The sequence below is a fragment of the Lentzea pudingi genome (assembly GCF_014646255.1).
Lineage (GTDB): Bacteria > Actinomycetota > Actinomycetes > Mycobacteriales > Pseudonocardiaceae > Lentzea > Lentzea pudingi.
The window spans coordinates 1,191,029-1,203,708 of sequence record NZ_BMNC01000001.1 but is presented as its reverse complement, the minus strand read 5'-3'; the positions used below and the strand labels follow the sequence as shown (position 1 = coordinate 1,203,708).

Below are 12,680 nucleotides of genomic sequence, written 5' to 3'. Positions count from 1 at the left end.
ATCGGAACCAGAAGGCACTGCGCGGGCTGGTCAGCCCCCGGAGCTGAACGCGGCGTCGAACGACGCCGACGGCGGGTCGAAGGCGTTGCGGCGGATGAACTCCAGCGCCTCGGGAGCCCCGATCAGCCGGTCCATGCCCGCGTCCTCCCACTCGACGCTGATCGGCCCGGAGTAGCCGATCGTGTTGAGCATCCGGAACGACTGCTCCCACGGCACGTCACCGCGTCCGGTGGAGACGAAGTCCCAGCCACGGCGCGGGTCGGCCCACGCCAGGTGCGAGCCCATCCGGCCGTTGCGGCCGTTGCCGACCTGACGGCGGGCGTCCTTGCAGTCGACGTGGTAGATCCGGTCGCGGAAGTCCCACAGGAACCCCACCGGGTCGAGGTCCTGCCAGACGAAGTGCGACGGGTCCCAGTTCAGGCCGAACGCGGGCCGGTGCCCGATCGCCTCGAGCGCGCGCACGGTCGTCCAGTAGTCGTAGGCGATCTCCGACGGGTGGACCTCGTGCGCGAACCGGACGCCGACCTCGTCGAACACGTCCAGGATCGGGTTCCAGCGGTCGGCGAAGTCCTGGTAGCCCGCGTCGATCATCGACTGGGGCGCCGGCGGGAACATCGCGACGGTCTTCCAGATCGACGACCCGGTGAACCCGACGACGGTGTCGACGCCGAGCTTCGCGGCGGCCCGCGCGGTCGCCTTCATCTCCTCGGCCGCCCGCTGCCGCACGCCCTCCGGGTCCCCGTCACCCCAGTTGCGGGCGGACAGGATGCCCTGGTGCCGCTCGTCGATCGGGTCGTCGCACACCGCCTGACCGGTGAGGTGGTTGGAGATCGCCCACACCTTCAGATCGTGCTTCGCGAGGATCGCGTGCCGCTCCGCGACGTAGTCGTCGTCCTCCGCCGCCCGCCACGGGTCGAGGTGGTCACCCCAGCAGGCGATCTCCAGGCCGTCGTAGCCCCAGCCCGACGCCAGCCGGCAGACCTCCTCGAACGGCAGGTCGGCCCACTGGCCGGTGAACAACGTGATCGGACGTGCCATCTCCGGTCTCCTCCTCGAACCTGCCGGACCCGAAACACTCGGACTCGAACTGCTCAGACCTGTTGCCACGTGCGGGACGACGCGCTGTCCTCGACGGCCGCCAGCACGCGCTGCACCAGCAGTCCGTCCGCGAACGTCGGCGCCGGGTCGACGCCGGAAGCCACAGCCTGCACGAAGTCCACGGCCTGGTGGGTGAACGCGTGCTCGTAGCCGAGCCCGTGCCCGGCGGGCCACCACGCGCCGACGTACGGGTGCGACGGCTCGGTGACCATGATCCGCCGGAACCCCGCCACCGACGGGTCCTCGGTGCCGTCGAAGAACTGCAGCACGTTCATGTCCTCGAAGTCGAACGCGATGCTGCCCTTCGAGCCGTTGATCTCGATGCGCAGCGCGTTCTTGCGGCCGTTGGCGAACCGCGTGGCCTCGAACGAGCCGAGCGCCCCACTGCCGAAGCGGGCCAGGAACAACGCGGCGTCGTCCACGGTGACGGGTCCGGTCTGCCCGGTCGCGGCGGTACCGGACAGACCGGAGTGCTTGGAGGCCAGGGGACGCTCCGGCACGAACGTGACCAGCGTCCCCATCACCTCGCTGATGGGGTCCCCGAGGATGAACTGGGTGGCGTCGACGATGTGCGCGCCGATGTCACCCAGAGCGCCCGACCCGGCCTTCTCCTTGTCGAGCCGCCACGACAGCGGCGACTCGGGGTCCACGATCCAGTCCTGGAGGTACTGGGCGCGGACGTGGTGGATCCGGCCGAGCCTGCCCTTCGCGACCAGGTCGCGGGCCAGCCCGAGGGCGGGCACGCGCCGGTAGGTGAACCCGACCATCGCCCGCACGCCGCGTTCGGCCGCGCGGGAAGCCGCCTCCGACATGGCCTCCGCCTCGGCGACGGAGTTGGCCATCGGCTTCTCGCACAGCACGTGCTTGCCCGCGTCGAGCGCGGCGATCGCGATCTCGGCGTGCGTGTCGCCCGGCGTGCAGATGTCCACCACGTGCACGTCGTCGCGGTCCAGCACGGACTTCCAGTCGGTCGACGCCTCCGCCCAGCCCAGGCGGTCGGCGGCGGCCTGCGTGCGGTCGGCGTCGCGGCCGCACAGCACGGACATCACCGGCCGCAACGGCAGGTCGAAGAAGCGCGGGGCGACCCGCCACGCCTGGGAGTGGGCTGCTCCCATGAACGCGTGGCCGACCATCGCGATGCCAAGTTCAGTCACGTGCGGTTCTCCTAGGACTCGAAGGCGGTCGGCAGGTAGCGGTCGACGTTGTCCTTCGTCACGACCGGGGCGTACAGCTGGACCTCGCGCGGGACCTCCACCTCGACCAGGTCGCCCATGGCCTTGCCCTGCACCGCGAGCCGGGCGAGCCGGATGCCGTCCGCGCCCTGGGTCGACGGGTAGATGACGGTCGCCTTGTGCGGGCCGTTGTCCGCCTTGATCTCGCGCATCACGTTCGCCGAACCCGCGCCGCCGACCATGAAGAACTCGTTGCGGCCGGAGTTCTTGATCGCGGCCGTGACGCCGACGCCCTGGTCGTCGTCGTGGTTCCAGATCGCGTCGATCTTGCGCGCGGCCTGCAGCAGGTTCGCCGCCGCCTTCTCGCCGCTCTCCACGGTGAACTCGGCCGCCACGCGGTTGCTGACCTTGAGGCTGCAGCCCGCGAGCGCGTCCGCGAAACCCTTGCTGCGGTCCTGCGTCAGCGGCAGCGAGTCGATGCCGGCGATCTCCGCGACCACGGCGTCGGTCTTGCCCTTGAGCCGCTCGCAGACGTACGTGCCGGCCGAGACGCCCATGCCGTAGTTGTCGCCCAGCACCGTGGACCGCGCGGCGAACGGGCTGTCGAACTGCCGGTCGACGTTGATCACGGTGATGCCGGCCTTCATGGCCTTGAGCGCGACCGGGGTGAGCGCCGCGCCGTCGAACGGCAGCAGGACGATCGCGTCCACCTTGTCGTTGATGAACGTCTCGACCTGGCTGATCTGGAGGTTGGGGTCGTTGGTGCCCTCGACGACGCGCAGCTCGACGTCGGAGTACTTGCCCGCCTCCTTCTTCGCGGCGTCGGTGATCGCGGCCATCCAGCCGTGGTCGGCGGCCGGCGCGGAGAAGCCGATGACGACCTTCTTGCCCGGCTCGTCGTTGGCGACCTTCACACCGCCGCCCTGGTTCCCGCCGCCCTGCGGCTCGGGCGTGTTGCCCGTGCACGCGGTCAGCACGAGCGCCGACGCGGCGGCGAGGAGCGCGATTCTCTTGATCTGCATGGGTTTCTGGTCTCCCTCAGGTGGCAGCGGTCGTGGTGGCGGCGTCAAGCGCCGCTGCGTCGGGCAAGCCGCTGCTGGAGGAGGACGGCGATCACGATGATCGCGCCCTTCGCGACGGCCTGGGCGGAGATGGAGAGGTTGTTGAGGGTGAAGACGTTCGACAGCGTCGTGAAGATCAGGACGCCGAAGACGGTGCCCGCGATCGTGCCGCGCCCGCCGGACAGCAACGTGCCGCCGATGACGACCGCCGCGATCGCGTCGAGCTCGTAGAGACCGCCGTGCGTCGCGCTGCCGGTCGTGGTGCGGGCGATGAGCATGACGGCGGCCAGACCGCAGCACAGACCGAGCAGCGAGTAGAGCATCACGGTGTGGCGGCGCACGTCGATGCCGGCCAGCCGCGCCGCCTCGGGATTCCCGCCGACGGCGAACGTGCGCCGCCCGAACGTGGTGCGGTTGAGCAGGACCCAGCCGCCGGCCGCGACCAGCGCGAAGATCACGACCAGCACCGGCACGCCCAGGACCGACGCGTCGAAGAACGCGGCGAAGCCCGGCACGTTGACGATCTGCGTCTTGCGGTTGGAGATGATCTCGGCGAGCCCTCGTGCGGCAGCGAGGCTCGCCAGGGTCGCGATGAACGCCACGACCCGCCCGTAGGCGATGAGCGCGCCGTTGACGAGCCCGCACGCACCACCCACCAGCAACGCCGTGAACACCATCACGATCCAGTGCGTGTCGTTCGCGATCCCCTGCGTGGCAAGGGTTGTCGCCCACACCGAGGACAACGCGACGATCGCGCCGACGGACAGGTCGATCCCGCCGCCGGTGATCACGAACGTCATGCCGATGCTGACCACACCGATCACCGCGGCAAGCCGCAGGATGGTGAGCAGGTTGTCGACGTCGGCGAACCGGTCGCCCGCGGTGATCACACCGCCCAGGCACAACAGGACCAGGGCGACCACGAGACCGGTGTTGCGGCCGGCCGCCGAGCCGAGCAACGCCGAGACGCTCGACTCCTTCTTCGCGACCGGGGCGCTCTTCTGCGCGGACAAGGCGGTGTCCTCGCTCATGCGGGTTGTCCTTCCATGACCAGGTCGAGGACCCGGGACTCGTCGATCTCGTCGGCGGGGCCGTCGTGGACCACCCGGCCCTCGCGCACCACCAGGACCCGGTCGGCCAGGCCGAGGACCTCCTCGACGTCGCTCGACACGACGACCACGGCCACCCCGGAGTCCGCCAGCCGGCGGATCAGTTCGTAGATCTCGCTGCGAGCGCCCACGTCCACGCCGCGGGTCGGTTCGTCCAGCAGCAGCACCCGGCACTCGCGCAGCAACCACCGCGCGAGCACGACCTTCTGCTGATTTCCTCCGGACAGGCCGCGCACCAGGCGGTCCACCCCGGCCGGACGCACGTCCAGCGACTCGGTGAGCTTGGTGGAGCGCGCCCGTTCGGCGCGGTCGTCGAGGAACCCGAACTTCGCGAACGCCGACATCGACGAGACGGTGATGTTGCGGTAGACGGCCTGGTCGAGCAGCAGCCCCTGGCTCTTGCGCTCTTCCGGGCACAGCCCCATCCCGGCGCGCACGGCCGCGCCGACACTCCCCCGCCGCAGCGCCTTGCCGTCGACCTCGACGGTGCCCTCGGCCGCCTTCCGCGCGCCGTAGATGGTCTCGAGGATCTCCGAACGGCCGGACCCGACGAGTCCGGCGAGCCCGACCACCTCACCGGCGCGGACGGTGAGGTCCACGCCGGCGAAGCGGTCGCCGTCGGCCAGTCCGCGGACCACCAGCACCTCGGGAGCGGCCGGATCGACCGGAGAGCGTCGCGGATACACGTTGTCCAGCACGCGGCCGGTCATCAACGCGATCAGCTCCGAGGTCTTGACCTCGCGGGCGGGCAGACCCGTCGCGACCGTGCGGCCGTCCTTGAGGACGGTCACCCGGTCGCCGATCTCCCGGATCTCCGCCAGCCGGTGCGAGATGTAGATCACCGCCACCCCCTGGGCGGTGAGCTCCCTGATGATCCCGAACAGGACCCGCACCTCGTCCGGGTCCAGCACGGCCGAAGGCTCGTCCATGATCAGCAGCTGCCCGTCCAGCGACAGCGCCCGCGCCATGCTGACGATCTGCTGGTGCGCCACCGACAACCGGCCGACGTCGCGGTCGGGCGAGATGTCGCGGTGCCCCAGCCGGTCGAGCAACGCACGGGTCTGGCGCCGCGCCTCCGCCCTGCGGCTGAAGCCCGCGGTGGACAGCTCGTGACCGAGGAACACGTTGTCGGACACCGACAACCCGGCCACGAGGTCGAGCTCCTGGTAGATGGCGGCCACGCCGCTGCGCATCGCGGAGGTCGGGTTGCCGAACTCGACGACCTCGCCCCGCCAGCGGATGACGCCCTCGTCGGGGCGGTGCGCTCCGGCCAGGACCTTGATCAGCGTCGACTTGCCGGCGCCGTTCTGCCCGAGCAGGCAGTGCACCTCACCCGCGCGGACGTCGAAGTCCACCCCGCCCAGGGCCGTGACGCCGGGAAAGCGCTTCACCACGCCCTCGACCGACAGCAGCGCGCTCTCACGCGCGGGCGAGCTCACCATTGAGTCCTCCGAGGCCCGGCAACCGTTGTGCCAGAAAGGAATTCGGCCTTACGAAGAATCACGCTAATGAGACGCTCCTGGCCCGACAAGACTGTCGGGGTGGCACATAAACGCCAACATTTCCCTTGACCGGCGGCACTTCGGCGACGTGTCGTCCGTCGGGGTTCCGGGCCGCGTTCAAGGTCACCACACGCTCAAGGGTGTGACAACCCGATGAGATTTATTTTGGTCAACACTGAAGTCACTGTGCTTGATGAGCATGCGGCCGAACGGCCTCCTGTCGCCCGCGCCCCGCCGCTAGTAGCGTCCCGGTCATGAGACGACTGCTCACCGTCGCGTTGTCGTTCCTCCTCGTCACCGTCGCCGCGCACCCCGCGGCCGCCACCGGTGGCTCGCAGCCGCTGCCCGGCTACACGATCGTCAACCCGCCGCTCGCCCCCGCCACGGTCGGCGGCAAGCCGACGAGGGTCATCCAGGGCGTGCACAGCCACGCGGGCTACATCATCGAGGTACCGCCTCGCTGGAACGGACGGCTGGCGCTGTGGGCGCACGGCTACCGGGGCGATGGGAAGGTTCTCACGGTCGACGCCCCGCCGTTCGGCCTGCGGCAGCGCTGGCTCGACGAGGGGTACGCGTGGGCCGCGTCCTCCTACTACAGCAACGCCTACGACGTCCGGGCCGGCGTCACGACCACCCGCGAGCTCGCCACGTTGTTCGGCCGGAAGGTGCAACGGCCGTCGAAGGTCTTCCTCGCCGGGGTGTCGATGGGCGGGCACGTCATCGCGCGGTCGCTGGAGCAGTACCCGGGGTTCTACGCAGGCGCGTTGCCGATGTGCGGCGTGATGGGCGACCACGAGCTGTTCGACTACTTCCTGAGCTACCACCTCGTCGCCCAGACGCTGACCGGCATCAAGGCCTACCCGCTGCCGGCGGACTACTCGACCGTCGTGGTGCCGCGGATCAAGCAGGCGCTGGCCGGCCGCGACGACCAGTTCAAGGCCCTCGTCGCCACTCTGTCCGGCGGCGCGCGCCCCGGTACCGACGCGGCATACGCCTACTGGCAGGACTTCTTGTTCGGTCTGGTCACCAACTCGGCCAGCAGCAACCTGGCGGAGAACCCGTTGCAGCTCGCCACGAACCTCTCCACGCGCTACCGGCCGAACTCGCCGGTCGACGTCAACGCCGCGGTGCAACGCGTGAAGGCCGCCAATCCCAAGGCGCGCAACACGTGGGCGCTGACGGAGATCCCCGCCGTGCAGGGCTTCCCGACGGCTCCCGTCGTCTCGCTGCACGGCATCGGCGACCTGTTCGTGCCGTTCTCGATGGAGCAGGACTACCGCGATGACGCCGCCCGGTTCGGCCGCACCGACCGGATCGTGCAGCGCGCCATCCGCACGGTCGACCACTGCGAGTTCTCCCCCGCCGAGGTCGGCACCGCGTGGCGCGACCTGACGACGTGGGTGGACCGCGGCAAGCGGCCGGCCGGTGACGACGTGCGCCGCACGGACGACCCGCGGTTCGGCTGCCGGTTCAGCGACCGGCAGGCCACCGGCGGCACCAGGGCGTTCTTCCCCGCCTGCTGAACACCGCCCAGGCAGACACTCGGACCCGCCTCCGAGTGCCCGTCTGGGCACCAACGCCGCGGACGTGCCGCCGTCCTACAACTCACGGTCGTCAACGTGTCCTCGGTGCGTGCGAGCCGTTCGCACCACGGCAGGCGCGGTACGTCCGGCTGAACGTCACCACGCCCACCAACAACGGCAACACCGCCGCACGGATCTACGAGTTCGAGGTCTACTAGTGGACCTCGCCTGGCCAGGCCTCAGGGCTTGGTCAGGCGGACCAGGAAGCCGGGGTGGTCGGTGTAGCGCAGGCTGTACTTCTGCGTGCTGACGAACGCGATGTCGTTGGAGAACACCACGTGCTGCACGCTTCCGTCGCCCTTGCGGACGTGGCCGGGCGGCACGCAGTTCTGCGCGTTCTCCGGGTCGGACGTGTCGTACTCCAGGTTGAAGTCGCCGCCGACGACGGTCTTGCCGGTGAACCCTTCCGCAGTCCTGATCTGCGGGATCACATCGAACAACAACGACCGGCACTGGGCGAGCGCGAGCGGTTCGCTGGACGCCGACAGGTGCGTCGCGCACCCCAGATGGTCACCGATCGCGTACACGCACGCGTAGGTGCGCTGTTCGTTGCCGGTGTCCTGGCTCGCGTACTTCGCGGTCCACGTCCTCACGCCCTGGTAGCTCGCCGCCGACACGCGACCGATCACGGCGTTGCCGTAGTCCTGGCCGTTGGTGCACTTCACCGGCGCGCCGGTGTCCTTGCGCAACGCGGGCGCGAAGAACTGGTAGACCCGGTCGCCGGGCCAGGCCGTCACCATCGCCGGAGCCAGGCGGTCCGGGACGTCGTCGCGGCAGATCTCGTTCACCGTCACGAGGTTCGGTCGCAGGCGGACGATCAGGTCCGCGGCCTCCGGAACCGAACGGCCCTGCTGGTAGCAGCCCGCGATCCCGCTGTTGCACAGGTTCAGCTGCAGCTCCCAGAACCGTTCGGCCGCCGCCGCGCCCGGTGCGGGCACCACCACGCCCACCACCGCCAGTACCGCCGTCATCAGCTTCCACATGCGGCCGACGCTAGGGATCCGATGGCGGTGGCGACACCCATTGCGGGAGAACGCAAAGCCTCAGGCCGGTGGTGCCAGCACCACCACCGAGTTGTGCCCGCCCATCCCGAGCGACGACTTGATCGTCAGCCCGTCCCGCATCCGAGTCGGTCCGTCCAGCAGCGACGGATGTCCGGGAGCGACGACCGGGGGCGCCGGAATCATCGCGGTGTCGTACCCCATCGCCGTCACCGCGACCTCGATCGCCGACGCCGCACCCTGGCAGTGGCCCGTCAACGGCTTCACGGAATAGATCCCGGTCTCCGGACTGAAGAGCTGCTCCAGCACTGCGGCCTCGGCGGTGTCGCATTGGGCCGTTCCCGGTCCGTGCGCGTTGAGGTAGCGCACGTCGGCCGCGCTCACGCCAGCGTTGTCGAGGGCGTCGGTGAAGCAGGCGGTGACCTGGTCGAGGCGCGGGTCGATCGACGTCACGTGGTAGGCGTCGTGCGACATCGCGCCGCCGAGCGTGAGGGCGTACGGGTTCGTGGCGTCGCGCGAGAGGACGAACGCGACTGACGCCTCGCCCATCACGAAACCCCTGCTGCCCTGCTGGAACGGGCGGCACGCGTCGAGCGGTTCGGCGTCCACGATCGCCACTCCCAGGCGGACGAAGTGGGAGACGTTCTCCGGGGTGAGCGAGAGATCGGTCGCGACGAACACCACGTCGTCGACGATTCCGGCGTCCAGCCAGGCTTTCGCCGTGATCAGTCCGGCGTTGCCCGACGCGCACATGGCCGAGACGTTCATGGCCGGGCCGTGGAAACCGTATTCCTGCATGAACGTTGACATCGGAGTGGACGGCATCAACGCCAGGTAGTCGTGCACGGGTAAGTGGCCACCGCGCGTGACGTAGAAGTCGCGCCACAGGTCCACCTCGCCCAGCACCACGGCGTGCAGCAGGCCGACCCTCCGGCCGGGACGCCAGCCCCGCGCGCCCGCGTCCTCGATGGCCTCCCGGGCGGCGGCTCGCATGGCACGCGCGAAGCGGCTCGGTCCGTCGACCGGGTCACCGCCCTGCGCGACGTACGCGGCCCAGACCGTGTCACCGGGGAACCGGCCCAGTTCCGGGACGATCGACGCGGCGGGTTTGCCGCTCATCAGTCCCTCCCAGAGTGACCGGCGGTTCCACCCGTACGCGCTGACCACGCCGATTCCGCAGATACCCATGCTTCGAGCGACCATATCCAGCTCCCCCACACCGAGGGCCGACACCTCTTACCGGAAGGATAACGGTGTAAACCGACTTGCGGAACGACGCCTGAGCGTCCACAGTGGACAGTAAGAAGCGAACCCTGATCATCGGGCGATCGGAGCGACCGGATATAACGGCTCACCATGTTCACGCCAGACGGATGCGGCTCTGGTCGAGTGTGTAGTAGGACTTCACAGTGCCAACACCCGGATCTGGGGGCCGAGACGTGAGCGGCCTGACCGGCGACGCCGGGTTCGACCAGGAGATGCTGGTCGAACTCGCGCTCTCGGTCGGCGCCGCCGTCGTGTGGTGGCTCGACCTCGGCACCGGCCGCCTCGGCTGGATGCCGGGACTCGACGCGGTCATCGGCGTGCCCGGCGCCGACGAGGACACCGTGCGGGCCAGGCTGGGCGAACTGGCCGCACCGCTGATCGTGGCGGTGAACACGGCCGCGTGGCAGGACTTCGAGCTGGAGCAGCCGCTCGAGACGCGGCTGGGCACGCGCTGGCTCCAGTTCCGCGCCCGCGTCTCGACCCACGACTCCGCACAGGCCCTGGTCGGCGTCGTCGCCGACGTGACCCGGCGGCACACCCAGCAGCAGGAGCTCGCCGACCTCGCCGACCGCTACCGGTTGCTGGTGGACCTCGCGCCCGAGGCGATCGTGGTCCACGAGGCCGGCCTGCTCGTGTACGCGAACCCGGCCGCCGTGCGGTTCGTGGCGGCCCAGGCCGAGTCCGACCTCCTCGGGCGGCCGATCACCGACTTCGTGCACCCGGACTCGCAGACCGACATGTTGCAGCGGATCTCGAAGCTGACCGAGCCGGGCGCGACGAGCGATCCCGCGGACGCCGTGCTGGTCCGGTTCGACGGCGGCACCACCGACATCGAGTCGGTCTCGGTGCGCACGACGTGGGAGGGCAGGCCCGCGTTCCAGGTGATCATGCGGGACGTCACCGAGCAGAAGGCGGCCGCGGCGGCCCTGCGCTACCAGGCCGCGCTCGCCGCGCACGTCAGCGACGCGCTCATCGCGACCACCTCCGACGGTGTCGTCACGAGCTGGAACCGCAGCGCCGAGAACGTCTACGGCAGGCGGGCGGGCGAGGCCATCGGGCAGCCCATCGGCGCGGTGGTGGGGGCGCCGCTCGACCCGCTGGAGGTCCTGGAGGCGGGCGGCGTGGTCCACGCCGTGCATCGGCGCTCCGACGGGGCGACGCTGGCGGTGCGCGTGTCGGTGGCCCGCATGGACGCCGGTTACGTGCTGATCTGCGCGGACGAGACCGCGCGACGCCGTGCCGAGCACCACTTCACGTCGGTCGTCGCGGCCATCGAGGAGGGCGTGCTGGTCGTCGGTTCCACGGGTCTGGTGGAGTCCGTCAACCCCGCGGCCGAGCAGATCCTCGGCGTGCGCGCGCAGGAGGTGATCGGCCAGCCGGCGTCGCTGGCCGAGCTGTACGACGAGTCCGGCCAACCGGTCCCGCAGGAGCAGTACGCGTCGGCTATCACCCGCGCCACCGGCAGGGCGCAGCACGGCCGGATCCTCCGCGCGTCGCGGCCCGACGGGACCCACGTCTGGCTGTCGCTGAGCGCCCGCGCGCTGACCCAGGACGGGGTGACGCCCTCGGCGACGGTCATCTCGTTCACCGACATCACCGAGCGCCGCATGATCGACAGCCAGCTGGAGCACGAGGCGACGCACGACGCGTTGACGGGCCTGTGCAACCGCACGGTGACGATCAACCGGCTCAGCCCGGCCGCGCGCGCCCACCGCTCAGGACTCACCGCGGTGCTGTTCATCGACCTCGACAAGTTCAAGGTCATCAACGACTCCCTCGGCCACGGCACCGGGGACGAGGTGCTGCGCGTCGTCGGCTCGAGACTGAGCCGCAGCTCGCGGCGCGGCGACGTGGTGGGCAGGCTCGGCGGCGACGAGTTCACCGTCATCGCGTACGGCGTGACCAGCCCGGACGAGGCCGAGGCGATCGCGGGCCACGTCCGCGCCGAGCTCAACCGCCCGATCACCGTGGACGGACGGCAGCTGCACGTCGACGCGAGCGTGGGCATCGTGCTCGCCGAGGCGGGCGACCCGCGCGACGGCGCCGACCTGCTGCGCGACGCCGACGTGGCGATGTACCACGCGAAGACCAGGGGCCGCGGCCGCATCGCGTTCTTCGACGTCGAGCTGCGCGAACGCATCCAGCGCCACCTGCAGCTGGAACAGGACCTGCGCACGGCACCGCTGGGCGACCAGCTCTGGGTCGCCTACCAGCCGATCGTCGACCTCCGCACGGACGAGCGCACCGCCGTCGAGGGCCTGCTGCGCTGGACGCACCCGCGCTACGGCCTGATCTCCCCCTCGGAGTTCATCACGCTCGCCGAGGAGAGCGACCTCATCAACATCATCGGCGCGCACATGCTGCACACCGCGACCCGCGAGATCGCCGAGCTCGCGCCCGGCCTAGAGCTGACGGTCAACCTGTCGGCCCGCCAGCTCGACGACCCGTGGCTCGTGTCCGCCGTCCGGCACGCCACCCACAAGGCGGGCCTCGACCCCAGCTCGTTGTGCCTGGAGATCACCGAGAGCGCCCTGACCCGCGACCCTGCCCTGGCCGCCCGCACCCTGGCGGCGCTGCGCGACCTGGGCGTGCGGCTGGCGATCGACGACTTCGGCACCGGCTACTCGTCGCTCGCGCAGCTGCTCACCCTGCCGCTGGACACGCTCAAGATCGACCGGTCGTTCACGGCGGGGCTGGGGCGTTCGGACGAGGCGGAGGCGATCGTCACGAGCATCATCGCCATGGCCCACGCGGTCGACATGACCGTGATCGCGGAGGGGGTGGAGCAGGTGGAACAGCTGGACATCCTGCGGGCGCTCGGGTGCGACCAGGCGCAGGGGTTCCTGCTGGGCCGGCCGATGCCTCCCGGCGACCTGTGACGGCCCGCC

General features: G+C 70.3%; 9 protein-coding genes. 2 read left to right on the top strand and 7 right to left on the bottom strand.

The features are described 5' to 3' along the window. Positions 1-30: 30 nt before the first annotated feature. From IEY88_RS05410 to IEY88_RS05390, 5 genes are read right to left on the bottom strand one after another with little or no spacing between them, the layout of a single operon-like run. Positions 31-1,038, bottom strand: a complete 1,008-nt coding sequence (locus IEY88_RS05410) for a sugar phosphate isomerase/epimerase family protein (RefSeq protein ID WP_189153387.1) — start codon at positions 1,036-1,038, stop codon at positions 31-33. Between the two features lie 53 nt (positions 1,039-1,091). Further along, the gene (locus IEY88_RS05405) at positions 1,092-2,231 is read right to left on the bottom strand and encodes a Gfo/Idh/MocA family protein (RefSeq protein WP_189153581.1); all 1,140 of its coding nucleotides are present in this window, start codon (positions 2,229-2,231) and stop codon (positions 1,092-1,094) included. A gap of 32 nt (positions 2,232-2,263) precedes the next feature. Beyond that, positions 2,264-3,292, bottom strand: a complete 1,029-nt coding sequence (locus IEY88_RS05400) for a substrate-binding domain-containing protein (RefSeq protein ID WP_189153386.1) — start codon at positions 3,290-3,292, stop codon at positions 2,264-2,266. 44 nt (positions 3,293-3,336) lie between these two features. Next, positions 3,337-4,362 carry an ABC transporter permease gene (locus IEY88_RS05395; RefSeq protein ID WP_189153385.1) on the bottom strand — a complete coding sequence of 342 codons (1,026 nt, stop codon included), beginning with the start codon at positions 4,360-4,362 and terminating at the stop codon, positions 3,337-3,339. Beyond that, entirely contained in the window at positions 4,359-5,882 is a 1,524-nt protein-coding gene (locus tag IEY88_RS05390) for a sugar ABC transporter ATP-binding protein (protein ID WP_189153384.1), read from the bottom strand. The genes IEY88_RS05395 and IEY88_RS05390 overlap by 4 nt, the downstream gene beginning before the upstream one ends. Positions 5,883-6,196: 314 nt before the next feature. On the opposite strand from IEY88_RS05390, the gene IEY88_RS05385 reads away from it, so the two are divergent. Further along, positions 6,197-7,465, top strand: a complete 1,269-nt coding sequence (locus IEY88_RS05385; RefSeq protein WP_189153383.1) for a hypothetical protein — start codon at positions 6,197-6,199, stop codon at positions 7,463-7,465. 239 nt (positions 7,466-7,704) lie between these two features. On the opposite strand, the gene IEY88_RS05380 is transcribed toward IEY88_RS05385, so the two are convergent. Beyond that, the gene (locus tag IEY88_RS05380) at positions 7,705-8,508 is read right to left on the bottom strand and encodes an endonuclease/exonuclease/phosphatase family protein (protein ID WP_189153382.1); all 804 of its coding nucleotides are present in this window, start codon (positions 8,506-8,508) and stop codon (positions 7,705-7,707) included. A gap of 60 nt (positions 8,509-8,568) precedes the next feature. Beyond that, complete coding sequence (locus tag IEY88_RS05375; RefSeq protein WP_373294030.1) at positions 8,569-9,714, bottom strand: beta-ketoacyl synthase N-terminal-like domain-containing protein; 1,146 nt, start codon at positions 9,712-9,714, stop codon at positions 8,569-8,571. Between the two features lie 290 nt (positions 9,715-10,004). Here IEY88_RS05375 and IEY88_RS05370 point away from each other — a divergent pair, with 290 nt between their 5' ends. After that, entirely contained in the window at positions 10,005-12,671 is a 2,667-nt protein-coding gene (locus tag IEY88_RS05370) for a sensor domain-containing protein (protein WP_189153580.1), read from the top strand. The last annotated feature ends 9 nt before the right edge of the window (positions 12,672-12,680 follow it).

Bases quoted from the DNA above. Each gene is read 5' to 3' on its own strand.
- IEY88_RS05395 (WP_189153385.1), bottom strand. From the start codon at position 4,362: ATGAGCGAGGACACCGCCTTGTCCGCGCAGAAGAGCGCCCCGGTCGCG.
- IEY88_RS05400 (WP_189153386.1), bottom strand. From the start codon at position 3,292: ATGCAGATCAAGAGAATCGCGCTCCTCGCCGCCGCGTCGGCGCTCGTG.
- IEY88_RS05385 (WP_189153383.1), top strand. From the start codon at position 6,197: ATGAGACGACTGCTCACCGTCGCGTTGTCGTTCCTCCTCGTCACCGTC.
- IEY88_RS05410 (WP_189153387.1), bottom strand. From the start codon at position 1,038: ATGGCACGTCCGATCACGTTGTTCACCGGCCAGTGGGCCGACCTGCCG.
- IEY88_RS05370 (WP_189153580.1), top strand. From the start codon at position 10,005: ATGCTGGTCGAACTCGCGCTCTCGGTCGGCGCCGCCGTCGTGTGGTGG.
- IEY88_RS05390 (WP_189153384.1), bottom strand. From the start codon at position 5,882: ATGGTGAGCTCGCCCGCGCGTGAGAGCGCGCTGCTGTCGGTCGAGGGC.
- IEY88_RS05405 (WP_189153581.1), bottom strand. From the start codon at position 2,231: ATGGTCGGCCACGCGTTCATGGGAGCAGCCCACTCCCAGGCGTGGCGG.
- IEY88_RS05375 (WP_373294030.1), bottom strand. From the start codon at position 9,714: ATGGGTATCTGCGGAATCGGCGTGGTCAGCGCGTACGGGTGGAACCGC.
- IEY88_RS05380 (WP_189153382.1), bottom strand. From the start codon at position 8,508: ATGTGGAAGCTGATGACGGCGGTACTGGCGGTGGTGGGCGTGGTGGTG.